This is a genomic window from Phenylobacterium sp. LjRoot219 (assembly GCF_964252995.1).
Classification (GTDB): Bacteria; Pseudomonadota; Alphaproteobacteria; order Caulobacterales; family Caulobacteraceae; genus Phenylobacterium.
The window spans coordinates 3,232,501-3,257,707 of record NZ_CAXUQI020000001.1; the positions used below are offsets into that span (position 1 = coordinate 3,232,501).

Genomic DNA, 25,207 nt, shown 5'->3' on the forward strand with positions numbered 1-25,207 from the left:
TCGGAAAGTCGACCAGCGTCGCCTGGCTGCCCAGGTCGTAGTCCCAGACGTCCTTGCGCGTCGCCTGGAAGCGCCAGCGCGGCTGGCCAGTGGTCACGTCGAGCGCCACCAGCGAGTTCGCGTAGAAGTTCTCCTGCGGCGAGCGGTCGCTGCTCCAGTAGTCGACGGCGGAGTTGCCCATCGGCAGGTAGACCAGCCCCAGCGCCTCGTCGGCGGTGGCCGTGGTCCACATGTTCGGGGTGCCGCGGGTGTAGGTGACGTCGGGCGCCGCCGGCGCGGTCTGGCCCGGACGGCCGAGGTCCCAGGCCCAGCGCTGCTGGCCGGTCACCGCGTCGAAGCCCTGGATCACCCCGGACGGAGCGTCGTTGTCCTGCCCGTCGAGCACCTGCTGGCCGGTGACGATCACCCCGCGGACGATCACCGGCGGCGAGGTGATGGCGACCATCCCCGGCGACACCGTCCCCATGCCCTGCTTGATGTCGACCTGCCCGCCGCGGCCGAAGCCGGCGCAGGGCTGGCCGGTGCGCGCGTCGACGGCGATCAGCCGGCCGTCCAGCGTGCCTTCGACGATCCGGGTGGCGCAGGCCGTGGCCGGATCGGCGCCCGGCTGGGCGAAGTAGGACACCCCGCGGCAGGCGGCGGTGTAGGGGATCCAGTCGTCGGAGACCTTCGGGTCGTAGCGCCAGCGCTCGCGCCCGTTGCCGGGATCCAGCGCGATCAGGACGTTCTTCGCCGAGCACAGGTAGAGGCTGTCGCCGACCTTCAGCGGCGTGGTCTCGGCGCCGTACTTGTCCTTGGCCCGCTCGCTCGGCAGGTCGCGGGTGTGCGCCAGCCACACCCGCTCGAGCCGGCCGACGTTGTTCGGGGTGATCTGGGCGAGCGGCGAATAGCGCTGGGCGGCGTAGGAGCCGCCGTAGGCCGGCCAGTCGCCGCCGGCCTGCAGCGGCGAGGGATCGTGCATCGCCAGCGTCTGGGCCGGCAGCGGCTTGGCGCCCGGCGAGCGGTTCGCCCAGCCGATCGCGACGCCGCCGATCACCAGCAACGCCGCCAGCCCGGCGAGCCCGCCCAGCGCCAGCCGGCGCGCCATGGTCGAGGTGCTGAGCGCCGGGACCACCGCCATCGTCAGCGCGAACAGCACCGCCGGCCCGATCACCCGCGGCACGAGCGGCCAGCCCTTCAGGCCGACCTCGCCCACCGCCCAGACCAGGGTGCCGACGAACACTGCGGCGTAGACCCAGGCCCCGAGCAGCCGGCCGCGGAACAGCAGCCAGCCGGCCGCCAGCAGGCCGGCTCCGGCGGCCAGGTAGTAGGGCGTGCCGCCGAGCACCAGCAGCCAGGCTCCGCCAACCACCAGCACCAGGCCGATCAGCGCCAGGACCACCCCGAGGCCCGCGGCCAGCCAACCGCCGAGCCCGCGCCCGCAGCGGACCGTCTCGCTCGCCATGACCCATCTCCTCGCCGGTTCCGGCTTCGCCGTAGAAACCTGCGCCGCTGGGCGATGTTCCGTAGCGCCGCTCAGGCGCCGGTCAGACCACGTAGTCGGTCCACTCGCGGATCTTGCCGTCCTTCAGCAGGAAGACGCCGACCACCTCGAAATCCTGGTCCGGCTTGCCGGGGGTGAGCATGGTGTCGATCCGCTGGGTGACCACCAGCGGCCCGCGGGCCAGCGTCGAGAGGTACTTCACCTTCACCCGCTCGCCGTTCGGCATGAAGGCCTTGAACGCCGCCGCGGCCGCCGCCGGGCCGGTGACGAACGGCTGGCTGTCGATCACCCGCACGCGGGCGTCGGGCGCGAGATAGGCCGCCAGCGCCGTGTCCGGATCAAAGTCCGCGGCGCTCCAGGTCGCGCAGAAATCCTGCACCTGCTTGAGGTTGGCCGCCTCGAGCGCCGTCAGCGCGGCCGCCGAGGCCGGCCCCCCGGCCGCCGCCGCGCCGAGCGCCCCGGCCGCAAACAGCCTCCGCCGCGTGATCTCGTCCATCGTCGGGGCCCCCTGAAGGTGTCGGCTAGATTTTGCGCCGCCGTTCGACGCCGCGGTAGCCCGGGTCCGCCCGGCGGCGGCGGTCGGGGCCGAAATAGTCCGGCGAGCGGACGAACGGCCGCGGCTGGAAGATCAGCGCCTCGATCCGGCGCAGCAGGCCCGCGACGGTGAACGGCTTCGACAGGAAGTCGGTGACCCCGACGTCGCGCGCGGCCTTCACCCGCCGCTCCTCGGTGTAGCCGGTCAGCATCAGGATCGCGACGAACGGGCTGGGGCTGGTCGGGTCCTTGCGGATGCGCCGCACCAGCTGGATGCCCTCGTCGCCCTTGCCGAGGTTCTGGTCGACGATGACCAGGTCGAACACCTCGCGCTGCATCAGCTCGAAGCCGCCGTGGGCGGTCGTGGCGTAGGCGATGTCCTGCGCGCCGACGCTGCCCAGGATCGACTTCACGATCTCGGCCGCGTGTCGATTGTCGTCGACCACGAGTATGCGCAGCGCCTTGAGATCCATGCGGCCCCGGAAACGTCCCCCAGATCAGGTCGCGAAACCTTGCGTTCCGAGGGCTAATATTGCGCGAACAAAGCGCCGCTTCGCCAGCATCCCTGGGATGTGTCGCATATCGCGTTCGGCGAGAATGCGAGGCGGTCTCGCCGCTGCGACGGGGCCGCGTCGAGAGCGGGCGGCAGGCGCCCCCGGGTTGGCGGCACAGCTTCAGATTGCGCCCGGAATGCGAATCGCAACGCCCTCAAACGGCGGAGCTTGTTAATAAAACTTTACAATAAGCACTGTTCGCAGAGTGGCGTTATGCCGCAGCCGGGGGTATAAGAGCGGCCCATGACGGATCGTACGTTCACACCCGACCTGACGGGATCGGACGAGACCCTTGAAGCCCTGCTCGAGCGCCTCCGGTCCTTCAGCAAGCGGCGCCCCCATCCGAACGGACGCGGCTATCCTCCGGACTCCGAGCATTTCGTCACCTCCCGTCGCCCGCGCGGCGGCGCCGGCGGCGCGGAAGCTCCGATGCCGAAGGATGTCCCCCTGCCGGACCTCTTCGCCCCGACCTGACGCGCCCGCCAGCGCCCGCGTCCGCGCGCCGAGCCGCCGCCATGGCGGAGCCTTCCGCGCCGACGGCCATTTATTCAGAGCGCCTAGCCTGTCGCGTCCTTAGGAGGTCCCGCCATGTCGTCTCTGCCCCAGGAACAGCTCGAACGCCTCGCCCTGCACAGCGCCTTCGCCGTGCACCAGATCGCCCGCTGGATGGCGCTGCGCGACGACGTCCCCGCCGACGTCCGCGACCGGCTCAGCGCCCACATCACAGCCATCGAAGGCGTGCTGGTGAAGCACGGCCACGACTGGATCAAGGACGAGATCGAGGCCACCGAAGCGGCGCTGCACGCCTGACCCTTCGGCCCGGCGGGCGAATGCGCAGCGCCGCGCGGCCTCCGCGTCGTGCGGCCGGTCTGCGGGAAGACTCGAAGTTCAACGGCGGCCCCGCCGCAGCGCTGTTCTTTGCGTCGCGGCGCCGCTCCGCGCCGATCTGCAGTAGAGCCGGACCGCAAAGCTCCCGCTTATCATTCGATAGGCTTGGCCCGCGCCCTCGGGCGTCTATCCGCGCAAGGTCCCGGCGGACACGTCGACGCACTCATCTCAAGTCAATCGCCCGGGCGATCAAAACTCGGCTGGAGAGGGTCGAATAGTCGACCCTTCCCCTGCGTCACTCAGGCGCGACAAGACAACGCCCTTTGCAATATCCGTCCCGACGTGCATAGGAACCGCGTCCTGAACACGCGGAGTTACTCATGAAGACCCGTCTTTCCACCCTAGCGGCCGCCGCCGTGCTTGCGGCCTTCGCCACCAGCGCCGCCGCCGCCCCCGTCGTGGCGAAGCTGCAAGCGCCGGTCGCCAAGCGCCAGAAGCCGATCGCCGGCGAAGCGGCGTTCGTCTGCGAAGCCGACACCTGCACCGCCGCGACCCCGGCGTCCGGCACCAACACCGTTCCCGGCTGCCGCCAACTGGTGCGCGTCGTCGGTCCGGTGAGCAGCTACGGCGTGGAAGGCCAGGCCCTCGACGCCGACAAGCTCGCGCGCTGCAACGCCGCGGCCCACAAGTAAGACGGTTACGAGCGGGCGCTGACGAGCGGGGCCCGCTCTTTCCCCGGCGCGTCGAGGGTTCGACGCGCTTGCGGCGCTGGAGAGGCCACGCCGCCACTTCCTCCCGACATCCCGGTCTGACGCCGTCCCCGCGGCGAACCGCGCCCGCGCCTCACGCTGGCGCGGCGGCATTCGTGCGCCCGCGCGCCGCGCCCTGCTCCCCACGAAAAAAGAGCCGGGCGGCTCCCAACCGCCCGGCTCGAGGGGAGGACCAGGAACCCGGCTGTCAGCGCGAGCCGAACGCGTAGCGCAGGTTGATGCCGACCTCGCGCGGGGCGGTGGTCGTCACCGCGACGTAAGGCGCGGTGATCGTCGTCGCCTGCACGGTCCGGAAGGTCGGCGGCTGCAGCGCCTGCACGCTGGTGCCGACCAGGCTCGACTCGGCGGTGAGCACCTTCACGGTGTTGAAGACGTTCTTCGCGTAGAGCGCGACCTCCCACCCGCCATCGCGACTGCGGACGCCGGTGTAGAGATTGAGCAGCCCGAAACCATCGACGGCGTCGTTCGCGTTGCTGGGGTCGCCGCTGGTCTTCGGCCGATAGGTGAAGAGGCCGCGCACGTAGCCGTCGAGCTCCTCGTTCACCGGACGGGCGTATTCGCCCTGCAGCGTCAGGTTCCATTTCGGCGTGAACTGCAGCGGGTCGCTCGTCAGACATTCCGAGAGGGCTTGGGTCCCGGTCGCCGCCAGGAGCTGGCCGATGGTCGGCGCCTGGGTGAGCGCGTCCGGCAGGCCGTCGCCGTTGAGGTCGTTACAGGCGACCGCCTGGTTCTTGATCTTGCTCTTGGCGTAGCTGAAGGCGCCCGAGAGGTTGAGCCCCTGCATCACCTGCCACGAGGCGTCGATGTCCACGCCGGCGATCTTCGCATCGACGCTGTTGCCGAAGTTGAAGTTGCCGACCGTCGGGCCGAGCTGGTTCAGGTTCACGTAGTAGACCAGCGGCCCACGCTGAATGTAGTCGTTGAAGTCCTGATGGAAGACGGCGGCGTTGAACAGCACCCGCTTGTCGAAGAAGGTCGACTTGAAGCCGGCTTCGTATGACTTGGACTTCTCGTTCGCCAAGTCGACGTGCCGCTCGAGCGTCGGCGTCAGCGGCCGGAACACGCCAACCACGAACGGGCCCGGACGGAAGGCGCTGCCGCTGTTCGCATAGACCATGAAGTCGCTGCTGAATTTGTGCGACAGCGAGACGTTGTAGAGGGTCGCTTCGGCCTTATCCTTCTTGTCGTTCAGCACCGGCGCGCCGCTGATGATCAGGCTGTTGCTGTCGCGGTACCACAGCTTGCGCAGGCCGCCGGACAGTTCCGTCGACTCGCCGAAGTGCAGGGTGGCGTTGCCGAAGATCGACCGCTCGTGCGACTTGCCGCGGCGTTGGATCGGCGTCTCGACGACCGACGCCAGACGGCCGAACAGGGTGACCGCCGAGACGTTCGTCAGGTCGCTGGGCGGGTTGAAGTCCTGGGCGTAGCCGCCGACCGTGTAGTCGAGCATCCCGAACAGCCGGTCATCGGACGACAGCCGCAGTTCGTTGGTGGATTGCTTGGCGCGGCTGTGCAGCGGCTGGCCGAAAACAACGCCGGTGAAGGCGTTGGCCGCGTCCTGCACGCCGAACTGGCGCAGCCCCATCTTGCTGAACGAACCGACGTAGCTGAGCCGCTGCCCGGCGAAGCGGTAGTCGGCGTTGGCGGTGAACAGGTCCTGCTTCTGCGTGAAGCTGCTGAAATCGTCGGTGATCCCGACCCGATCCTTCGGCCGGATGATCGGTTGGACCGCCGGCTGACTGTGGTCGAGCAACGAGACCGAGGCGACCTGGGCGAAGGAGATCACCTTTTTCTCCAGGTGCTGGTACATCAGGTTGACCGTGAGGTCGTCGTTCGGCTCGAACCGCAGGCTCGGGCGGACGGCCCAAGTCTTGCTCGACGGATGCGTCGAACTGTTGATGCTGCCGATCCCGTTGCCGCGGCTGTCGTCGATCAGGCCGGCGACCCGGAAGCCCAGGACATCGCTGATGACCGGCACGTTAACCGCGCCGTTCAGATTGCGGCCGTGCTGGTCGTTGACCGTCAGATTGCCGAAGCCGCCGAACTCGCTGAGCGTCGGCCGACGCGTCGTGATGGTGATCGAGCCGGACGGCGCGGACTGGCCGCGCAGCGTGCCCTGCGGCCCGCGCAGGACCTCGATCTGGCCCACGTCGAACATCGACTGGAAGGCGTAGACCGACTGGATGGTCGCGTCGTTCAGGTAGAAGGCGACCGTCGGCTGGGCGCCGGACTCCGCCTGGAACGGCGCGCCGCGGATTGTCGCCGCCGTGGTGAAGCCGTTCGTGCCGCCGCTCAGGTTGAGGCCCGGAACCAGGCTTTGCACGTCCTCGAACTGCCGCACGTTCAGCTTCTCGAGCGTCGCGCCGGTCACCGCATTCACCGTCTGCGGCACGGTCTGCAGGCTCTCGGCCTTGCGCCGCGCGGTGACGACGATTTCGCTGAGCATGGTGTCGTCGGACGACGTTGACGCCGCGGGCTGGGCCGCTGCTGCGGTCGCCATGGCGACGAAGCTCGCGCTCGCAAGCGCGAGCGAGATGAATTTCCTCACGAATTCCTCCCCCTAGAAATCCGGGCGCACGACGCCCGCGGTCCGTTACCGACCGACTGGCCGGTAGCTCTAGCAGAGAGAAAATAGTTCGACAAGCAAATCTTATTGCTTTTGATCGAGATCGATCATATACGATCACATCATTGGCGCGGCCAAGCGGGCGTGATCGGCCTCACACTGGAGGCCGGCAGTCAGGGAATCGGCAGCAGCTTCGCCGCGACGCGGTCCCACTCGGCGACGATGTCGAAGCCCTGGTCAGCGCGGAGCCACTCCTGCTCCAGGCCGCCCATCATCGCCGTCAGCTGCAGCGCCGTCGATCGCGGCTCGCCGACGTAGGGCGCCACCATCTGGCTGAAAGCGGCGATGGTCCTCGCCTTGCGCGCCGTGAAGTAGCCGTGCGCCGGATGGCTGCTGTTCAGGGCTTCGGCCTGCAGCACGGCGTAGAGCCGGACCAGCTCCGGCTGGGAGGCGTTGCGCACGACGGTCGCCCGAAACAGGTCCAGCACCTGCCGGAGAGTCGGCGTGGGCTCCTGGTCGCCCTGGCGGATCACGCCGGCGATCGTGGTCACCGCCTCGGCGTCGCGACGATCGCGGTCCTGGAGCAGGGCGACCAGCAGCTGCTCCTTGGAGCCGAAGTAGTGCAGCAGCCCCGGATTGCTGAGCTGGCAGCGCTGCGCCAGCGCCTGGATGGTGAAGCCGTAGTAGCCGAGTTCGCCGATCAGGCGGACGGCCTCATCGAGGATCTGCTCGCGACGGTGCTCCGGCTTCGCCCGCACCCGTTTGCGCGTCCCGGCGCCGATCATCGATGTGCTCTCCAGCCTTGTTGGTCGCGCGCGCCGTTCTGACCGCGCGACGCTGGTCGATTCGCCGTGCTGATGACAGGCTTTCCGACCAAACGGTCAGCTGTCTGAAATCCGACGCCGCGTCAAACTCGCCGCGCCGTCGCAGACGACCGACAGGCCGGCGGACGCCGCGCCCGCGCCGCTCAATTTGTTTGCGATCCGTTCACTTCGTTTGTTGGCGATATCGCAAATGCCGCACCGATAACCCTTGTGAACTACAAGGAAAAACGTCGGGTAACGGGCACATGCGGGTCGTCACGATCGTCAGCTTAGGCGCTTCGGCGGTATTGGGCCTCGGGGCCCTCGTCGTCGCCAAAACGGTGCTGCCCAACCAGGCCAGCGCCAAGGCCGCCGCCGGCGCCACGGCTCAGGTCCAGGGCGTGGCGGTCGTGGTCGCCACCAAGGACATGAAATACGGCGACAAGGTCACACCAGAGCACCTTCGCCTGACCCAGCTGCCGCGCGACGCGGTGCCGGAAGGCGCCTTCACCACGGTCGCCGCGGTGCTGGCGGCCGACCGCGGCGGGGCGCCGGTGGTGCTCACCCCGATCGCCGCGCGCGAGCCGCTGCTGCCGGCGAAGCTGTCCGGGCCAGGCGCCCGACACTCGGTCGCCGCCGAGATCACCGACGGCATGCGCGCCTACACCATCAAGGTCTCCGACGTCTCCGGCGTCGGCGGGCACGCCCTGCCGGGCGACCGGGTCGACGTCGTGCTGCTGCGCGATCTGACGCCGCAGGGCGCGGTCCGCAGCTACGTCTCCGAGGTGGTGCTGCAGGACGTCCGTGTTCTGGCGGTCGACCTGAACGCCGACCTGGCGTCGGACAAGCCGGCCTCGCCGAACACTGCGACCCTGGAGGTCAACGTGGCCGACAGTCAGAAGCTGGCGCTGGCCGCCGACCTCGGCAAGCTCTCGCTCGCGCTGCGCCGCACCGGCTCGGCCGAGGTCGCGCCGACCACCCCGATGCGCGCCGGCGTCCTGTCTGGCGGCGCCGCCGCGTCGGCGCCGGTCCGCCGGGTGCGCCGCGCCTCGGCGGCGGCGGCGGCAACGTCATCATCATCATCGAAGGCGAGCGCCGCAGCGGTTCGCGCAGTGCGCCGCCGGCCCCGCCGACGGCGCCCGCGCCCGCTGCGCCCGCCGCGGCCGCCGTCGCCGTCGGATGACCCTCCCAATGATCGCCCCGGTGCGCCCCATGTCCCAAGCCTCCCGCCTGCCCCGCCGGCTCGTCGGCGCCCTGCTCGCCGCCACCGCCCTGGCGACGGCCGCGCCCGCTCCTGCGGAGGTCTACCGGACCAGCTCGGCGAGTCATCGCGTGGTCTATGTGCCCCGCGACAAGTCGGTGCCGTTCCACCTCGACCGGCCGGCCAGCCGCATCGTCGTCTCCCAGCCGGAGACCGCGGCGGTGCGTTCGACCGGAGGCTCGAGCTTCTACATTCAAGGCCGGGAGATCGGGGAAACCAACCTGCTGATCTACGGCCCCGGCGGGCAGCTGTCCGAGGTGCTGGACGTGCGCGTCGGCTACGACCCGCAGGCGATCCAGCAGGACCTGGCGATCGCCTTCCCGGACGAGCAGATCCAGGTTCGGTCGATCGGCGCAGGCCTGCTGCTGGTCGGCCACGTGTCGAACACCGGCGTCGCCGCCCGCGCCAAGGCGCTGGCCGAACGGTTCGCGCCGCAGTCGGTCACCTCGCAGCTCAGCGTCGGCGCCTCGCAGAGCGTGGTCCTGGAAGTGCGGGTGCTGGAAGCCACCCGCGCGGTGCTGCACGACATTGGCGTCAGCGCCGCCGTGCAGAACGACTCCTTCCAGTTCGTCACCGGCGGCGGCCTGCTCGGCGCCGATCCGCCGACCGGCCTGCTCAACCTGACCGGCGGCTCCGGCACGACCAGCATCGACGTGCAATTGCAGCTGCTCGAAGCCAAGGGCGTGGTTCGCACCCTGGCGCGGCCGAACCTGACGGCGATTTCCGGCGAGGAGGCCAGCTTCCTGGCCGGCGGCGAGTTCCCCTACCCGGTCCCGCAGGTCGCCAACGGCAGCACGCCGACGATCACCATCGAATTCCGCAAGTACGGGGTGCGCCTCGACTTCAAGCCGGAGGTGCTCGACAATGGCCTGATCCGGCTCGAGGTGGAGCCGGAGGTCAGCAAGCTCGACCAGTCGAACAGCGTCAAGGTGAACGGCTTCCTGATCCCGGGCCTGATCACCCGCACCACCCACACCACGGTCGAACTGCGCAACGGCGCGTCGCTGGCGATCGGCGGCCTCTACCAGCGCGACTACCAGAACGAGATGCGGCAGGTGCCGGGGCTCGGCGAGATCCCGGTGCTGAGCACCCTGTTCCGCTCCGCCCGCTGGCGCCGCGCCGAGACCGAGCTGGTGATCATCGTCACGCCGCGCCTGGCCACGCCGGCCGACTTCGAAAAGGCCGCGGCGACCCACACGGCGCCGGGCGAGGAGCCGAAGGACGCCGACCTGCTGCTGCGCGGCAAGTCGCTCGACCGGAAGATCCTCTCCGAAGCCGAAGCGGCCAAGCAGTGAGCCAGCCGCGCATGAGCAAGACCATGGCCACCCCCGCCGCCTCGCCCCTCGCGGGCCGCCGCATCCTGCTGGTCGGCCCGAATCTGGCGCTCGCCGTCGGCGAGCTGCTGAAGGGCGCGGCCACCGAGAGCGCCGCGCTCGAGCGCCTGCCGCAGGCGTTCGCCGGGGCCTACGACCTGGTGCTGGTCGACGCCGACGCCTGGGAGGCGCAGGCGCTGGCCGGGGCCGTCGAAGCGCTCGCCGCGACCGACCGCGCCGCCCCGGTGCTGCTGATCGGCGAGCGCCTGCCGACCACCGTGGTCCGCCCCCTGATGCGGCTGACCAGCTCCGACGTGCTAGAGGCGCCGTTCTCGGCCGACCAGCTGGCGGGCGCGGCGACAGCCCTGCTGGCCTCCGCCCAGCCCGCGCCGACGCCGAGCGCGCCCGAGGGCGGCTCCCGCTGCTGGGCGGTGAGCGGCGCGGTCGGCGGCGCCGGCGCGACCACCATCGCCGTCGAGATCGCCACTGCGCTGGCGGCCCGCTCCGGCAAGGACCGCAGCGTGTGCCTGGTCGACCTGAACCTGGTCGACGGGGCCGCCGCCGCCTACCTCGGCGCCCAGCCGAACATGCGGCTCGGCGACTTCACCGGCGCGGCCGAGCGGATCGACGCGGCGCTGCTGCAGGCCTTCGTCAGCCCGATCTCCAAGCAGCTCGACCTGCTCGCCAGCCCGCGCGACCCGGAGGCCTTCGACACCGTCAGCCGCGAGGCGGTGCTGCGGATGCTGGAAGTCGCCTGCGAGTGCTACGAGTGGGTGATCATCGACATGCCGCGACATCGGCGCACCTGGACGCTGGAAGCGCTCAGCGGCTGCGATGAGGTGCTGGTCATCTCCGAACTGACGGTGCCGGCGCTGATCGCCGCGCGCTCGCTGGCCGAGGAGATCGAAACGGCGGTCAACGGACCGGCGAAGCCGCGGATCGTGCTGAACCGCCTGGCCAGCCGCATGTTCGGTCCCGCCCCCTCGATGGCCGAGGCCGAACGCGCCTTGCAGCGCAAGTCCGACGGCGGGATCAGCTCGGACTGGGAGGCGGCGGCCGCCGCCGCCAATCTCGGCGGCGCGATCGCCCAGCACCGCCCAAAGTCGAAGATCGTCAAAGACATAGCCCAGCTGGTCGACCGCTTCGCCGCGGCCGCCCGCCAGCCCGGCGCAGCCAGCCAGCGAGCCGCCTGATGGGACGCTTCAGCCTCGCCCGCGCCACCGCGCTCAAGCCGGAGCCGGCGCCGGCCGCGCCCAAGGCTCCGGAAGCCGCCAAGCCGGCCGTGGCGCCACCGCCGTCGCCGAAGGCCGAGCCAAAGGCCGCGCCGCCCCGGAACAAGCAGCTCGACATCCGGCTCAAGCTGCATGCGCGGCTGATCGAGGAGCTCGACCTCTCGAAACTCGACAAGCTGGGCGAGCACGAGTTGCGCCGCGAGGTGATGCGGCTGACCGCCGACTTCGCCCGCGGCGAGCGCATGGCGCTCAACACTGGGGAACTCGAGGAGCTGGGCGCGTCGATCTACGACGAGATGGTCGGCCTCGGGCCGATCGAGCCCCTGCTCAAGGACGACACGATCAACGACATCCTGATCAACGGTCCGCATCAGGTCTATATCGAGCGGCGCGGCGAACTGGAGCTGACGCCGGTCACCTTCCGCGACAACGACCACCTGCTGCGGATCGTCAACCGCATCGTCGCCGGGGTCGGCCGGCGGATCGACGAGAGCCAGCCGATGGTCGACGCCCGCCTGCCCGACGGCAGCCGGGTGAACGCCGCCATCGCCCCGGTGGCGATCGACGGCGCGGCGGTGTCGATCCGGAAGTTCTCCAAGAAGCCGCTGACGCTGGAGAAGCTGGTCGAGGTCGGCGCGATGCCCGAGCCGGTGGCGCAGTTCCTGTTCGGCGCGGTGCGCGCCCGGGTCTCGACGGTGATCTCCGGGGGTACCGGTTCGGGCAAGACCACCCTGCTCAACGCGCTGTCCGCCGCGATCAGCGAAGGCGAGCGGCTGATCACCATCGAGGACGCCGCCGAGCTGCAGCTGCAGCAGCCACACGTGGTGCGCATGGAGACCCGGCCGCCGAACATCGAGGGCAAGGGCGAAATCCGCCAGCGCGAGCTGGTGAAGAACGCCCTGCGGATGCGTCCCGACCGGGTGATCCTGGGCGAGGTCCGCTCGGAAGAAGCCTTCGACATGCTGCAGGCCATGAACACCGGCCACGAAGGCTCGATGGCCACCATCCACTCGAACAACCCGCGCGAAGCGATCAGCCGCCTGGAGCAGATGGTCGCCATGGGCGGCCTGAGCCTCAGCCCCGAGGCGGTGCGGGCGCAGATCGCCTCGGCCGTGGGCCTGGTGATCCAGGCCACGCGCCTGGCCGACGGCAAGCGCAAGATCACCTACGTGACCGAGATCGTCGGCATGGAGGGGAACGTCGTGCAGATGCAGGACATCTTCACCTTCAATCGCACCCACACCGACGCCGACGGCGCGGTGCACGGCGAGTTCCGCGCCAGCGGCCTTCGGCCCCGCAGCCTGGACGAAATGCTCCGCCGCGGCATCTCCTACGACGCGGCCCACTTCGACCCGTCGAAAGTCCTGGGAGTGGCGTGATGGACGCCCGCATCGTCTTCCTGATCCTGATCTTCGGCGCGGTGTTCACCCTCGGCCAGGCGGTGTTCGGCCTGGTCACGGTGGCGCAGCAGAAGCGCATGGTGAACCGCCGGCTCAAGGTCGCCGAGAAGGTCGACGGGGTCTCGGCCCTGGTGATGGAGTTGCGCAAGCAGCGCGGCCTCAGCGCCGAGGGCAAGAAGGGCGAGCGGCTGCGCTGGCTCTCCAACCTGATCGTCGCCTCCGGCCTGACCTACGAGCCGCGCAAGTGGCTGACGATGGCCGGCGGCGCGGCGGTGGTCGCGGCCCTCGGCGTGGCGTTCGCCCTCAAGCAGCCGATGCTGGCCGTGCCGGCCGGCTTGGTGGTGGCGCTGGCCGGACCGCTCGTGGTGCTGAAGTTCAAGGCCGCCCAGCGGGCCAAGGCGCTCGGCGTCCAGCTGCCGCAGGCGCTCGACATCATCGTCCGCAGCCTGGAGGCCGGCCACCCGGTGCCCACCGCCGTGGCCCTCGTCGGGCGCGAGATGGCCGACCCGGCGGGCACCGAGTTCGGCATGGCCGCCGACGAGATCGCCTACGGGGCGACGCTGGAGCAGGCGGTGGAGCGCATGTCCGAGCGCTGCCAGCATCCGGACATCGACCTGTTCGCCGCGACGATCCGCCTGCAGGCGGGCACCGGCGGCAACCTGACCGGGCTGCTGAAGCTGAACTCCAACACCGTGCGCGAGCGGCACAAGATGCGGATGAAGATCAAGGCCGCCTCTTCGGAGGGCCGCGCCTCGGCGATGATCCTGACCGCCGCGCCGATCGTCACCCTGGTGTTCATCAACCTCACCTCGCCGAACTTCTACGGCGACGTCGCCGACGACCCGCTGATCAAGATCGGCCTGACGGTGATCGCGGTCTGGCTGGTCCTCGGCAACCTGGTCATGCGCCGCATGATCGACATGCGGATCTGACCGATGACCGCCCTGCAGATCGAGAACCTGATCACCATCATCGGCGCGCTCCTGGCGACCGGCGGCCTGGGCGGCGTCGCCTGGTTCGGCGTCGGCGAGCTGCGCGTGCGCGCCGCGCGCCGGAGCCGGCTGGCCATGGCCGGCGGCGGCCCGGCGCCGGCGGCGGCCCCCAAGGGCGTGGTCGGCGAACAGGTGGTCGGCGCCATCCGCCGCCTCGGCCAGCAAAGCGCGGTGCGCGATCCCGCCAAGCTGTCGGTGCTGCGCACCCAGCTGATGCAGGCCGGCTATTTCAATCGCGAAGCGCCGGTCATCTTCCTCGGCGTCAAGGCCGCCGCCATGGCCGCCGCGACCGCGGTCGTGCTGCTGTTCGTGCTGCCGATGATCATGCGGGGCGACGGCGGCCCGGCCGGCGTGCTGCTCGCCGTCGCCTTCTCGGCCGTCGCCATGCTCGGCCCCGAGCAGGTGCTGAAGGCGCGCCGCCAGACCCGCGAGCGCGAGTACGCGGAAGGCTTCCCCGACCTGCTCGACCTGCTGGTCGCCTCGGTCGAGGCGGGCCTCAGCCTCGACGCGGCGGTGACCCGCGTCACCGACGAGCTCGACCGCCGCTATCCGAACCTGACCATCCACCTGCGGATGCTGGTGCTGGAGCTGCGCGCCGGGCGGGCGCGGAAGGACTCCTGGACCTCGTTCGCCGACCGGCTCGGCATCGACGACGCGCGCTCGCTCGCCACCATGCTGCGGCAAGCCGAAGAGATGGGCACCAGCCTCGGCGAGACCCTGTCGGTCTTCTCGCAGGACATGCGCGCCAAGCGCATGCTGCGCGCCGAGGAGAAGGCCCTGGCGCTGTCCGCCAAGCTGACGGTGCCGCTGATCCTGTTCATCTTCCCCTGCCTGCTGGGCGCGCTGATGCTGCCCGCGGCGGTGCGGCTGGTGGAGGTCTTCAGCAAAGGCTGAGACCCGGGGGCTACGAAGCCTCCAGCGTCGGCGTCACCACCAGCCGGTCGAGGATCTCGGCGATCCGCTCGACCGACAGCGGCCGCTTCTGCTGCAGCCACCAGGCGAGCACGTCGATAGCCCCGCCGGTCGGGAAGACGATCCGCAGCTCCGCCGGCAGCCAGCTGTCGGGCGCGTCCTGGGCGGCCGGGATCTGCTTGGCCTGACGGATGAACTCCTCGCGCACCGTCGACGCGGCGCCGCCGGTCAACAGCGCGGACCAGAGCTTACGCCGTTCGCCGACGTAGGCGCAGAGCGTGGCGCAGGCGCTCCGGCTGTCGGTGTCGAACAGAATCGGCACGGTCATGGCCAGCAGGTCGCGGATTTGTTCCGCCGCCAGATCGTTGAGCAGCGCCTCCTTGTCCGTGTAGTGGCGGAAGAAGGTCGCATAGCCGACGTCGGCCTTGGCGGTGATCTCGCGCACCGTGACCTGGTCGAAGGCCTTCTCTTCAAGCAGTTGCAGCAGGGCGGCCGACAAGGCCGAACGAGTCCGCACCATTCGCGCATCGGTCGACGCTGTTCCCGCGCCGGAGGCGGACTTAGGCCCCATAGTGTCTCATATCCAACGTCCCTCCCCCCGGATGGCTGTCGGACTGTTCCCTACCTGCTGCTTCGAAGCAAACGGCGTCGCGCGCCAGGCGACGCTCAATCGCCACGCCGGCGCAGCTCTTCGAGCGTCCGCGGGTCGGGCGCGCCGGCGAAATAGGCCGCCAGCGCCTGCTGGAAGAGCGGCTCGCCGGGCGCGGCCTGGGCGAACAGCGTCAGGCTGGAGCGGAACTTCACATCGTCCGGACTGCCGAAGATCTGGTGCGCCGAGCGCCCGGTGACGGCGTTCACCGCCGCCACGCAATCCCGCAGCCGCGGCCCCAGGACCGGATGCGCCAAATAGGCCTTCGCCTCCGCCAGCGAGCCGATCGCATAGGTTTGCGCCATCGCGCTGGCGCCGAGGCCGGCGATCTGCGGGAAGACGTACCACATCCAGTGGCTGGTCTTGCGCCCCGCCTTCAACTCGGCGAGCGCCTCGGCGTAGTTACGCTGCTGGGCCGCGACGAACCGCTGAAGGTCGAACGGGTCGGACATCGCCTCGCCTCCCGCGCGGCGTCCGGCTCAGGAGGCCGGCATCTCGATATGAGCGGTGAAGCCTTCCGGCGCGAAGTCCGGATGCACCGCGCCGCCGCGAGTCTGCAGGGCGGTGGACAGCAGCCGGGTGCCGAAGCCCTGCCGGCCCGGCGCGGTCACCCGCGGCCCGCCGTGCTCGCGCCACTCGACGCCGGCCCGGCCGTCCGGCAGCGGCTCCAGCGTCAGGGCGACGCGGCCGTCGGGCGCCGACAGCGCCCCGTACTTCACCGCATTGGTGGCGAGTTCGTGCAGCAACAGGGCGCAGGCGATCACCACCTCGCCGGGCAGCACCACCGCCTCGAGCCGGGGATCGATGTCGAAGCGCGACAGGTCGAAGACGTCCAGCACCTGCCCAGCCAGCTGCGGCAGGGTCAGCGCCGCGCCGTTCGCCGCGGACGCCAGGTCCTGCGACTTCGCCATGGCGCCGAGGCGGGCGACGATGCGCTCCGACAGGTCTTCGACCGTCGTCGACGAGCGCGCGGCCTGCTGCACCATCGCCATCATCACGGTCAGGGCGTTCTTGCTGCGATGGGCGATCTCGCGCATCTGCAGCCGCCGCCATTCCTCGGCGTCGCGCCGCTCGGTCACGTCGAGCGTGGTGCCCTGGATCGCCTTGCGCCCCTCGGCGTCGCTGTGGACCCGCAACTGCTGCAGCACCCAGCGGATCTGGCCGTCGCCGCGGATGATGCGGTGCTCGAACGACAGGTCGGCCGCGCCCGGCTTATCCCCGGCGTCGTCCAGCGCGGCCAGCGTCGGGCCCAGGTCGTCCGGATGGACCAGCTCTCGGAAAGACCCCACCGTGATCGGCGTCTGCGGGGGGATGCCGTACATGGCGTACAGGTGTTCCGACCACAGCACGGTCTCGGGATCGTCGCGGTCCCACTGGAAGACGCCGATGCCGGTCAGCTCGATCGCCTGCTCCAGCCGTTGGCGCTCCTCCCTGAGCTGTTCGGCCAGCCGCTTGGATTCGGTGATGTCGATGATCAGCCCGTCGAGCAGACGCCCGCCGTCCGGCGACGGCCGGCTGGCGGAGGTCAGGCGGAACCAGCGCAGGTCGCCGCCGGGCGGACGCGCGCGGATCTCCACCGAGTTGGGCCCGCGGCCGGTCGCATAGGCGGCCTTGTCCGCCAACAGCCGCAGGCGGTCTTCCGGCAGGATGAGGCCGGCGAGGACGCGCTCGTCGGTCATCAGCGCCTCCGACGTCACCCCGAGGATGGCCTGGCAGCTGGCGCCCACGCGCAGGAAGCGGGTCTGGCCGTCGGGGCTGAGGTGCATGCGGAAAGGGACGCCCAAGCCCAAGGCGTCAGCCACGTCGTCGAAAGACGGTTCGTCCGCAGCGAGCGCCTCTTGGCCGCAGTCCCGCACGGGCTCTCCCTTCCCGTTAGGCGACCACTCTGTCGGCCCTAACGGCCGCGCACAAGTCTGAACCCCAACCGTCCCCGTCCGGACGGGCGAATGGTGCGACACGCAGGTCCCTCCCACCGTTCCCGGAAACGCTGGGCTAGGCTCGCGGCAAAACTACGACAGTGTTCGGCAGCTCGTTGGGATTGGCGTCGGGGTCGGCCGGAAAGCGCTCGGCCAGCACCGCCCCGCATTGCCGGACAGCCGCGGCGAGGCCCTCGCCCGCCGCGCCGCGGCGCAGGCCGGCGGTCAGCGCCGCCATCGCCTCGTCCCAGACCCGCGGCTCGACGTGGGCGGCGATGCCCTCGTCGGCGATCAGTTCGGCCATGTGCTCGGCGAACGAGACATAGATCAGCACCCCGGTCCGCTCGCGGGTCAGGTGCAGGTTCTTCGCCGCGAACTGCTCCAGCGCGCGCCGGCGCACCCGCTCGCGCTTGAAGGGCCGCGGCGTCAGCGCCCGGCGCACCGACGGGATGGTCACCACCAGCAGGGTCGCCACGAACAGGATGGCCTGCATCAGGATCGCGCCCAACAGCGCCTTGCGCGCGGCGGCCTCGGCGACCTCGCTGACCTGCGCCGCACTCCAGCCGCCGAACAGGTCCGGCGCGGCGACGTGCACGCCGCCGAGCAGCAGCACCGCCGGCCCGAGCAGGGCGACCCCGGCCGCCCAGGCGAGCGGGGTCTCGCCGTAGTCGCCGCTCTCGTCGCTGACGACGCAGTAGATCTCGCCGCGGGTGCGCAGCTCGGCCTCGTGGATCGCCGCTTCGACCGCGGCCGTGTCGGCAGGAGTCAGTTGCATCACCAGCTCCCCGAGGATCCGCCGCCGCCGAACGAGCCGCCGCCGCCGGAAAAGCCGCCGCCGCCGAAGCCGCCGCCACCACCGCCCCAGCCGCCGCCGCGGCCGCGCCCGCCGCCGCTCGACAACAGCAACGGCAGCCACCAGAGCCCGCCGCCGCCGCGTCGTCCGCCGAAGCCGCGCAGCACCGAGCCCAACACCCAGAAGATCAGGATGATGGCGAAGATCGCGCCGAACGAGATCCCGCCGCCCTGGTCGGCCTGCGACTGCGCCTGGGCCGCCTGCGCGACCTTGGCCTTGGCTTCGTCGTCGGGCAGTTCGAGCTGCTGGACCACCGCCGCGACGCCGTCGACGATCCCCTGCTCCATCTGGCCGTCGCGGAACTTCGGCAGCACCCGCTGCTGCAGGATCACGCTGGAGAGCGCGTCGGTGAGCACCGGCTCCAGCCCGTAGCCCACCTCGATGCGCACCTTCCGCTCGTTCGGCGCGACGAGGAAGACGACGCCGTCGTCCTCGCCCTTGCGCCCGACGCCCCAGGTCCGACCGAGCTGATAGCCGTAGTCGGCGATGTCGTAGCCCTGCAGGTCGGGGATGGTCGCCACCACCACCTGGCGGCCGGTGCGAGCCTCCAGTCCGGCGAGGTCGGCGTCCAGCTTCTGCGCCGCCTGCGGCGACAGCACGTGCGCCTCGTCGACCACCCGGCCAGTGAGCGGCGGAAACTTCGGCGCCGCCAGCGCGGCCGTGGCGAAGGCGAGCAGGACGAGCAGCGCGATGCCGGCGGCGAGCCCCCTCCATCCCTTCGGGGTCCCCCTCCCCCAAGAGGGGAGGAGATTCGACGCCGCAGCCCCACCCCTCCTCCCCCACAGGGGGAGGGGGACCGCGAAGCGGTGGAGGGGGCCTGCCGCGAGGGCGCGCTCAGCCAACTGCTGGATCCGCTCTATTGCGCCGGCACGGGCGCCGGAGCCGGGGCTGGCGGGGCGGAGCCGGGCGTGACCGGCTGGCCGACGGCAGGGGCGCCGAAGTTGACGCTCGGCGCGCTCTGCGCCGCCGCGCTCGCCTGGAACAGCTGCATCGGCTGGGTGCCGGAATACATCGTCTTGGCCCAGAGGACCGTCGGGAAGGTGCGCAGGCTGGTGTTGAAGTCTCGCACCGCCTCGTTGTAGTCGCGCCGTGAAATGGCGATCCGGTTCTCGGTGCCCTCGAGCTGGCTCTGCAGGGCGAGGAAGTTCTGGTTGGACTTCAGGTCCGGGTAGGCCTCCTGGATCATCATCAGCCGGCCGAGCACGCCCGACAGCTTGTCCTGCGCCTGCTGGAACTGCTGGAACTTGACCGGATCGGTGATGGTCGAGGCGTCGACCTGCACCTGGGTGGCCGAGGCGCGCGCCTCGGTCACCTCGGTCAGCACCGAGCGCTCCTGCGCGGCGTAGCCCTTGACCGTCTCGACCAGGTTGGGGATCAAATCGGAGCGGCGCTGGTAGTTGTTCTGCACGTCGGCCCAGGCGGCCTTGGCGCGCTCTTCCTTCGTGGGGATGGTGTTGATCCCACAGCCCGCAAGCAGCACGGGAACGACCAGCAGCAGCGCCAGCCGCGCCACAGGGTTGCGAAGGATGTTCACGAGCAGCCTCCCGAATTGCCAAACTTGAGTTGAGAACGCCGGCCTGAATTTGGCCCCGACCTTAGCCAGACGCAACGGCGACGCCATGACCTAAGGTAGGACAAGGCGAAGCCCTGGAAGGTTCCCGAAATTCGATGACCCGCGTGCGCCCCTATTACGCCGACCAGAGCCTGAGCGCGGCCTTCTACGACGTAGTCACCGCCGCCGACGCCCAGTTGACCGGCGACATCGCGCTCTACGCCGGGCTCGGCCCGGCCGGCGGCTCGGTGCTGGAACTCGGCGCGGGAGCCGGCCGCGTGGCCATCGCGCTGGCCGAGCGCGGCTTCCGGGTGACCGGGGTCGATCTTTCTGCGGCCATGCTCGTCCGGGCCCGGGCGCGACAGGCCGCGGCGTCCGCCGAGATCGCCGAGCGCCTGGAGTTCCGGCAGGGCGACATGACTTCGCTCGATCTGAAGCGGACCTTCGACCTGGCGATCTGCACCTACTTCACCCTGGCCCATGTGCCGGCCGGCGCGGCCTGGCGGAACACCTTCGCCGTCATGGCCCGACACCTCGACGCCGGCGGGATCACGGCCGTGCACCTGCCGCTGGTCGAGGCGATGCGGCTGCCGGGCCCGCCGCCGGAAGCGCTGGCGTTCGACCGGCCGCTGCCCGGCGGCGGCCGGCTGCAGCTGCATGTCCGCGAGCGGCGGTTCCGCGAGGCCATCGGCCGGCTGGACCAGGTGATCGAATATGTCGAGCGCGACGCCGCCGGCGGCGTCGTCCGGCGCAGCCCCGAGCGGCTGACCTACTATGTCGCCGATCCGACGCCGTTCGCCGCCGCCGCAGGGCTCGAGGCCGCGCAGACGCCGGTCCGCCTCGGCGACGTCGGCGAGATCTGGGTCTTCCGGAAGGCCTGAGCCGGGAATCCTGAGCCGGTCAGGCGGCGACGCCGACGGCGCGCGCCGGCACCGCGGACAGCGCGGCGATCAGTTCGGACAGCTGGATCGGCTTGGCGACATAGGAGTCCATGCCCGCCTGCAGGTACTCCGCGACCTGATGGGTCATGACGTTCGCCGTCAGCGCGATGATCGGCAGCCGCGGCAGGCCGCGCTCGCGCTCCATCCGGCGGATCGCCGCCGTGGCCTCGACGCCGTTCAACCGCGGCATCTGGGCGTCCATCAGCACGACGTCGAAGCCGCCCACCGCGCAGACGTCCACCGCCGCCTGGCCATCGCCGACGACCGTGAGCTCGACGCCAAACGGCTCGAGCAGCGCGCACAGCACCAGCTGGTTGTTCGGATTGTCCTCGGCGACCAGGATCCGCAACGCCGGGGGCGCCGCCTCATCGACGCCGGCCGGCGCGCCGACGGACGCCTCCTCGACCCGCGCGAGCGGCAGCACGAAGGCGAATTCCGAGCCCGCGCCCGGACGGCTGTTCAGGTCGAGGTGGCCGCCCATGGTGTGGACGATGCTCGCGCAGATCGCTAGGCCGAGGCCGGTACCGCCGAACTGGCGCGTGGTCGAGGCGTCGGCCTGGGCGAAGGCTTCGAAGATCACCGCCTGCTTGTCCGGGTCGACGCCGATCCCGCTGTCGACCACGCGGAAACACACGCCGCCGTCCGCCGGGCCGACGCGAACCGCCACAAAGCCCTGCGGCGTGAACTTGACCGCGTTGGAGACCAAGTTGGACAGCACCTGGCGCAGCCGGTCGCTGTCGCCGCACCAGATGCCCGCGACCTGCGGGTCGATCTCGACCGTCAGCGCCAGCTCCTTCTGGACCGCCAGCGTCTCGAAGCTGCTCACCGCCACCTTCACCGTCGGGGCGAGGTCGAAGGGATGCTCGTCGAGCTCGAGCTTGCCGGCCTCGATCTTGGCCAGGTCCAGCACGCTGTTGAGCACCGCCAGCAGGGACTTGCCGCTCTCGGCGACCAGCTGCAGCCGGCGGCGCTGCTCGACGTCGAGCGGATTGCGCTCCATCACCTGGACCATGCCCAGCACGGCGTTCAGCGGCGTGCGGATCTCGTGGCTGGTGTTGGCCAGGAATTCGCTCTTGGCGCGGCTGACCCGCTCGGCCAGCGCCTGGGCCTCGGCCTGCTGCTCGATCACCTCGCGCTGGGCGGTGACGTCGTTGAGCAGGCCGACGAAGCCGCCGTCGCGGGTCACGCCGCTGCGCGCCTCGAACCAGCGGCCGTCCGGCGCGCGGAACAGGCTGAAGCTGCTCGCGCTGACCTCGGCGCCCGCCTTCGGCCGCGCCTCCACCACATGGCGCGGCAGGCCGTTGGCCTCCGCGAGCGCGAGCATCTCGTCATAGGCCAGGCCCCGCCGCCCCTCGATGCCGTAGAGGCGCAGAACCTCGGCGAAGTTCTCGTTCCAGAAGATCAGCCGATAGCCGCGGTCGAAAAAGCCGATCGCGCAGGGCACCTGGTTCAGCGAGGTGCGCAGCGCGGCCAGGGTCGTGGCCCTGCTCATCCCGTCCATCAGCAGCACCGCGGCGCCGCAGACCAGGATCACCGCCGCGAGCAGCCCCACACCCAGGCCGAGGCCGTCGCGGCCGTAGTAGCCCGGCTCATAGGCCAGCGGCGCAGGGACCAGGGTCACCGCGGCCATGGCGGTGAAGTGCAGGCCGCAGATCGCCGCGACCAGCAGCCCGGCCGAGGCGATCGCCCGTCCCAACCGCCTGAACTCGCCGGCGACCACCAGCGAGGCCGCCGCCGCCGCCACGCCGATCGCGATCGACAGCGCGACCATCGCCGGGTCCCAGACGAGGTGCGCGGGCAGCCGCATCCCGGCGACGCCGATGAAGTGCATGGCGGCGATCGTCAGGCCGCAGAGTCCGCCGCCGACGGCGCGCCCGAGGGGGCCATTGGAGCAGGCCGCCTGCCCTGCGCCGACAAAGAAGCCCAGGCCGGCGGCGACCAGCGAGACCAGCGTCAGATTGACCCCGAACTCCGCCGCCATCGGCTTGCCGAACGCGAGCATGGCGATGAAGTGGGTCGCCCAGACCCCCGCCCCCAGCAGGAACGCCATGACCGTGAGCCAGGCCAGCCGGAAGGCGCCCTGCGCCGCGCACGCCCGGCGGTAGGCGCTGAGGCCGGCGCCGACCGACGTGAGGCAGATCAGGACCGCCCAGACGAGCTGCACCGGATCATGCTGCTCGAGGCATGTGACGATGGCGAACATGCAGGCTTCCTGCGCCACTTCGGCGAATGAAGGTTTAAGCGCGCCCAAAAAACTGGCGCCGAGGGCCGAGAAAGCCGCCCGAGCCGCAACAGAAGCTCATCATCCGTGTCTGGCCTGGGCGCGTCGGCGCATGCCATAGGCGGGCTCTGTGAGTCGCCGCGGACCGCGAGAGTTCAGAGACGCCGATGCCCATTCCCTTCATCGACCTGCAGGCGCAGCGGAAGCGTCTGGGCCAGCCCCTGGAAGACGCCATCCTCAAGGTCGTCCGCTCCGGCGCCTATGTGATGGGCCCGGAGATCGCCGAGCTTGAGGCGGCCCTGGGCGTCTTTGGCCAGGCCCCGCACGTGCTGACTTGCGGCTCCGGCACCGAGGCGCTGGTGCTGCCGCTGATGGCCTGGGGCGTCGGCCCGGGCGATGCGGTGTTCTGCCCGTCGTTCACCTTCGCCGCGACGGCCGAGGCCGCGCCGCTGGTCGGCGCCGCGCCGGTGTTCGTCGACATCGACCCGGTCACCTACAACATGGACGCCGCCAGCCTCGAGGCGGCGATCCTGGCGGTTCAGGCCAAGGGCGAACTGACCCCGAAGGTGGTGATCGCCGTCGACCTGTTCGGCCAGCCGGCCGACTATCCCAAGATCGCCGAGGTCGCCCGCCGCCACGGCCTGAAGCTGATCGCCGATTCCGCCCAGGGCTTCGGCTGCACGCTCGGCGGCCAGCACCCGATCCGCTGGGCCGACGTCGCCACCACCTCCTTCTTCCCGGCCAAGCCGCTGGGCGCCTATGGTGACGCCGGCGCGGTGCTCTGCAAGGACGCGCGGCTGCACGACCTGCTGGTCAGCCTGCGGGTCCACGGCCAGGCGGTGAAGTCGGACCTCGAAGGCCGCACCTTCGAGCACGACCCGAAGTACCTGAACATGCGGATCGGCATCAACGGCCGGATGGACACCCTGCAGGCCGCCGTGCTGCTGCAGAAGCTGACCATCTTCGAGGACGAGATCGCGGCCCGGAACCGGGTGGCCGATCGCTACGCCGCGGGCCTCGGCGACCTGGTGACGACGCCTGCGGTGATCGACGGCGGCGTCTCGGTCTGGGCGCAGTACACCATCGAAACGGCGAACCGCGACGGCCTGGCCGCGGCGCTGCGCGAGCAGGGCGTGCCGACCGCGGTCTACTACCCGATCCCGATCCACAAGCAGGGCGTCTACGCCGGCTACCCGACCGCGCCCGGCGGACTGCCGGTCACCGAGGCCAAGGCCGACGCGGTGATCAGCCTGCCGATGCACCCCTACCTGACCGAAGCCGACCAGGACGTGGTGATCGCCGCGATCCGCGGGGCGGTGGGCGGAGCGGCGTAAGAAACGCCCCCACAGTCAGCTTCGCTGACAGCTCCCCCGCAGGCGGGGGAGCATCTTCGGCCAGATCCTCCACCGCGCAGCGGGGGAGGTGGATCGCGCCGCGAGGCGCGAGACGGAGGGGGCGTTTGGCGCCGCCCTACCCCCACAGATCCTTCAGCACCGCCGCCTGGCTCAGCCCCTGGGCGAGCGCGGCGCGGGCGACCTCGGGCTTCTTGGCGGCGTCCATCGGGTTCGCGCCGAACACTGCGGCCGAGCCGTCGTCCAGCGTCACGACGACGACGGTCGCGCCGCCCGACTGCAGGCTCTCGACCTCCTCGGCGACCAGCTTGGCGAACGGCCCCTCGGCCGCCGCCGGGGGCTGGACGGCGATCAGCACCACCAGGTCGTGGCCGACGGCCAGGTCGGCGTTGGTCGGCGAGCGCATCCCGCCATCCATGTAGCGCCGGCCCTTCAGGGTGATCGGCGTCACCAGGCCCGGCACGCAGGCGCTGGAGGCCACCGCCGGCAACAGGTCGACGCCGGAGTCCGCCTGCCAGAGCTGGAAGCCGCCGTCCTCGACGTCCACCGCCGTGCAGGCGAAGCCGCGGGCCGGCCAGCCCTGCTGCGGCACGGGGCCCAGTTCGCGGCCCATGATCTCCAGGAACGACGCCTCGCTCGCGCTCCCGGCGGCGAGCGCCAGCGCGCCCAGCTCGCGGCGCACCTCGGCCGGGTTGCGCGTTCCGCCCAGCCCCTCGCGCATCAGCTGTCCCATCCGCATCATCGTCTCGGGCGAGCCGCCGGCGGGCGGATGGACCACCTGGGCGGGATCCAGCTGCGCATCGGCGAGACTGGCCGCGGCGACCCCGCTGGCCAGCCGCGCGCCGACGATCGCGCCGGCCGAAGTGCCGAGGATGTAGTCGGCCTGGCCGAGGTCCACGCCGCCCTGGGCGAAGCCGGCGATCAGCCCGCTTTCCCACGCGACGCCCAGCGGCCCGCCGCCGCCCAACACCAAGGCCCGTGTCATGCCGCCCCTCCTCTGATCCGCCGGCGAACATCGGCTGCGCCGCGCAGGCTGTCCATTGCCCCGCTCTTGCCTCGGCCGTCGCGGCGCCCG

The 25,207-nt window shown here is 70.8% G+C and carries 23 protein-coding genes and 1 pseudogene (1 of these 24 cut by a window edge); 11 read left to right on the forward strand and 13 right to left on the reverse strand.

Annotation, left to right across the window (positions count from 1 at the left end; genetic code table 11):
• The 3 genes from ACSQ14_RS15795 to ACSQ14_RS15805 form a co-directional block, all read right to left on the reverse strand.
• Window positions 1–1,444, reverse strand: partial view of a membrane-bound PQQ-dependent dehydrogenase, glucose/quinate/shikimate family gene (locus tag ACSQ14_RS15795; RefSeq protein ID WP_436014425.1) — the 5' portion only. It extends 344 nt beyond the left edge of the window; 1,444 of the gene's 1,788 nt are visible here — the first part of the coding sequence; it begins with the start codon at window positions 1,442–1,444; its stop codon lies off the left edge, out of view.
• An 82-nt stretch (window positions 1,445–1,526) separates the two neighbouring features.
• Window positions 1,527–1,979 (reverse strand): nuclear transport factor 2 family protein, encoded by a 453-nt coding sequence (locus ACSQ14_RS15800; RefSeq protein WP_436014427.1) that lies wholly within the window; start codon window positions 1,977–1,979, stop codon window positions 1,527–1,529.
• Window positions 1,980–2,004: 25 nt separating this feature from the next.
• Complete coding sequence (locus tag ACSQ14_RS15805) at window positions 2,005–2,490, reverse strand: response regulator (RefSeq protein ID WP_436014429.1); 486 nt, start codon at window positions 2,488–2,490, stop codon at window positions 2,005–2,007.
• 324 nt (window positions 2,491–2,814) lie between these two features.
• On the opposite strand from ACSQ14_RS15805, the gene ACSQ14_RS15810 reads away from it, so the two are divergent.
• The 3 genes from ACSQ14_RS15810 to ACSQ14_RS15820 all read left to right on the forward strand — a co-directional run bounded on the left by ACSQ14_RS15810 (window position 2,815) and on the right by ACSQ14_RS15820 (window position 4,091).
• Window positions 2,815–3,045, forward strand: coding sequence for a hypothetical protein (locus ACSQ14_RS15810; RefSeq protein WP_436014431.1), 231 nt, complete (start codon window positions 2,815–2,817; stop codon window positions 3,043–3,045).
• A 114-nt stretch (window positions 3,046–3,159) separates the two neighbouring features.
• Window positions 3,160–3,381: a hypothetical protein gene (locus ACSQ14_RS15815; RefSeq protein ID WP_436014433.1), complete on the forward strand. Its 222-nt coding sequence runs from the start codon at window positions 3,160–3,162 to the stop codon at window positions 3,379–3,381.
• A gap of 398 nt (window positions 3,382–3,779) precedes the next feature.
• Window positions 3,780–4,091: a CC_3452 family protein gene (locus ACSQ14_RS15820; protein ID WP_436014435.1), complete on the forward strand. Its 312-nt coding sequence runs from the start codon at window positions 3,780–3,782 to the stop codon at window positions 4,089–4,091.
• Window positions 4,092–4,356: 265 nt separating this feature from the next.
• Here ACSQ14_RS15820 and ACSQ14_RS15825 read toward each other — a convergent pair whose 3' ends face one another.
• The gene (locus ACSQ14_RS15825) at window positions 4,357–6,717 is read right to left on the reverse strand and encodes a TonB-dependent receptor (RefSeq protein ID WP_436014437.1); all 2,361 of its coding nucleotides are present in this window, start codon (window positions 6,715–6,717) and stop codon (window positions 4,357–4,359) included.
• A gap of 191 nt (window positions 6,718–6,908) precedes the next feature.
• On the reverse strand, window positions 6,909–7,520 hold the full coding sequence (locus tag ACSQ14_RS15830) for a TetR/AcrR family transcriptional regulator (RefSeq protein WP_436014439.1): 612 nt from the start codon (window positions 7,518–7,520) through the stop codon (window positions 6,909–6,911).
• Between the two features lie 284 nt (window positions 7,521–7,804).
• On the opposite strand from ACSQ14_RS15830, the pseudogene cpaB reads away from it, so the two are divergent.
• The 6 genes and pseudogenes from cpaB to ACSQ14_RS15860 form a co-directional block, all read left to right on the forward strand.
• A pseudogene (gene cpaB, locus ACSQ14_RS15835) lies at window positions 7,805–8,527 on the forward strand (Flp pilus assembly protein CpaB); the annotation flags it as partial.
• Window positions 8,528–8,750: 223 nt separating this feature from the next.
• Window positions 8,751–10,094 (forward strand): type II and III secretion system protein family protein, encoded by a 1,344-nt coding sequence (locus ACSQ14_RS15840; RefSeq protein ID WP_436014441.1) that lies wholly within the window; start codon window positions 8,751–8,753, stop codon window positions 10,092–10,094.
• A gap of 11 nt (window positions 10,095–10,105) precedes the next feature.
• Entirely contained in the window at window positions 10,106–11,305 is a 1,200-nt protein-coding gene (locus tag ACSQ14_RS15845; protein ID WP_436015446.1) for an AAA family ATPase, read from the forward strand.
• Window positions 11,305–12,723 (forward strand): CpaF family protein, encoded by a 1,419-nt coding sequence (locus tag ACSQ14_RS15850; protein WP_436014443.1) that lies wholly within the window; start codon window positions 11,305–11,307, stop codon window positions 12,721–12,723. Before ACSQ14_RS15845 ends, ACSQ14_RS15850 begins: the two co-directional genes overlap by 1 nt.
• Window positions 12,723–13,676, forward strand: coding sequence for a type II secretion system F family protein (locus tag ACSQ14_RS15855; RefSeq protein WP_436014445.1), 954 nt, complete (start codon window positions 12,723–12,725; stop codon window positions 13,674–13,676). The genes ACSQ14_RS15850 and ACSQ14_RS15855 overlap by 1 nt, the downstream gene beginning before the upstream one ends.
• 3 nt (window positions 13,677–13,679) lie before the next feature.
• The gene (locus ACSQ14_RS15860; protein ID WP_436014447.1) at window positions 13,680–14,630 is read left to right on the forward strand and encodes a type II secretion system F family protein; all 951 of its coding nucleotides are present in this window, start codon (window positions 13,680–13,682) and stop codon (window positions 14,628–14,630) included.
• Window positions 14,631–14,640: 10 nt separating this feature from the next.
• Here ACSQ14_RS15860 and ACSQ14_RS15865 read toward each other — a convergent pair whose 3' ends face one another.
• The 6 genes from ACSQ14_RS15865 to ACSQ14_RS15890 form a co-directional block, all read right to left on the reverse strand.
• Window positions 14,641–15,168, reverse strand: a complete 528-nt coding sequence (locus ACSQ14_RS15865; RefSeq protein WP_436014449.1) for a TetR/AcrR family transcriptional regulator — start codon at window positions 15,166–15,168, stop codon at window positions 14,641–14,643.
• 146 nt (window positions 15,169–15,314) lie between these two features.
• On the reverse strand, window positions 15,315–15,749 hold the full coding sequence (locus ACSQ14_RS15870; protein ID WP_436014451.1) for a DUF1810 domain-containing protein: 435 nt from the start codon (window positions 15,747–15,749) through the stop codon (window positions 15,315–15,317).
• Between the two features lie 27 nt (window positions 15,750–15,776).
• Entirely contained in the window at window positions 15,777–17,063 is a 1,287-nt protein-coding gene (locus ACSQ14_RS15875) for a sensor histidine kinase (RefSeq protein WP_436014453.1), read from the reverse strand.
• A gap of 226 nt (window positions 17,064–17,289) precedes the next feature.
• Entirely contained in the window at window positions 17,290–17,988 is a 699-nt protein-coding gene (locus ACSQ14_RS15880) for a TPM domain-containing protein (RefSeq protein ID WP_436014456.1), read from the reverse strand.
• Window positions 17,988–18,758 carry a TPM domain-containing protein gene (locus tag ACSQ14_RS15885; protein WP_436015448.1) on the reverse strand — a complete coding sequence of 257 codons (771 nt, stop codon included), beginning with the start codon at window positions 18,756–18,758 and terminating at the stop codon, window positions 17,988–17,990. The genes ACSQ14_RS15880 and ACSQ14_RS15885 overlap by 1 nt, the downstream gene beginning before the upstream one ends.
• Window positions 18,759–18,922: 164 nt before the next feature.
• Complete coding sequence (locus ACSQ14_RS15890) at window positions 18,923–19,600, reverse strand: LemA family protein (RefSeq protein WP_436014458.1); 678 nt, start codon at window positions 19,598–19,600, stop codon at window positions 18,923–18,925.
• Window positions 19,601–19,734: 134 nt separating this feature from the next.
• Between ACSQ14_RS15890 and ACSQ14_RS15895 the strand changes: the two genes are divergently transcribed.
• Window positions 19,735–20,499: a class I SAM-dependent methyltransferase gene (locus ACSQ14_RS15895; RefSeq protein WP_436014460.1), complete on the forward strand. Its 765-nt coding sequence runs from the start codon at window positions 19,735–19,737 to the stop codon at window positions 20,497–20,499.
• A 19-nt stretch (window positions 20,500–20,518) separates the two neighbouring features.
• Here ACSQ14_RS15895 and ACSQ14_RS15900 read toward each other — a convergent pair whose 3' ends face one another.
• A complete protein-coding gene (locus ACSQ14_RS15900; RefSeq protein ID WP_436014462.1) occupies window positions 20,519–22,762 on the reverse strand; it encodes an ATP-binding protein in 2,244 nt (747 codons plus the stop codon).
• A 185-nt stretch (window positions 22,763–22,947) separates the two neighbouring features.
• Here ACSQ14_RS15900 and ACSQ14_RS15905 point away from each other — a divergent pair, with 185 nt between their 5' ends.
• Window positions 22,948–24,114: a DegT/DnrJ/EryC1/StrS family aminotransferase gene (locus tag ACSQ14_RS15905; RefSeq protein ID WP_436014464.1), complete on the forward strand. Its 1,167-nt coding sequence runs from the start codon at window positions 22,948–22,950 to the stop codon at window positions 24,112–24,114.
• A 136-nt stretch (window positions 24,115–24,250) separates the two neighbouring features.
• Here ACSQ14_RS15905 and ACSQ14_RS15910 read toward each other — a convergent pair whose 3' ends face one another.
• A complete protein-coding gene (locus tag ACSQ14_RS15910; RefSeq protein ID WP_436014466.1) occupies window positions 24,251–25,117 on the reverse strand; it encodes a patatin-like phospholipase family protein in 867 nt (288 codons plus the stop codon).
• Window positions 25,118–25,207: the final 90 nt, after the last annotated feature.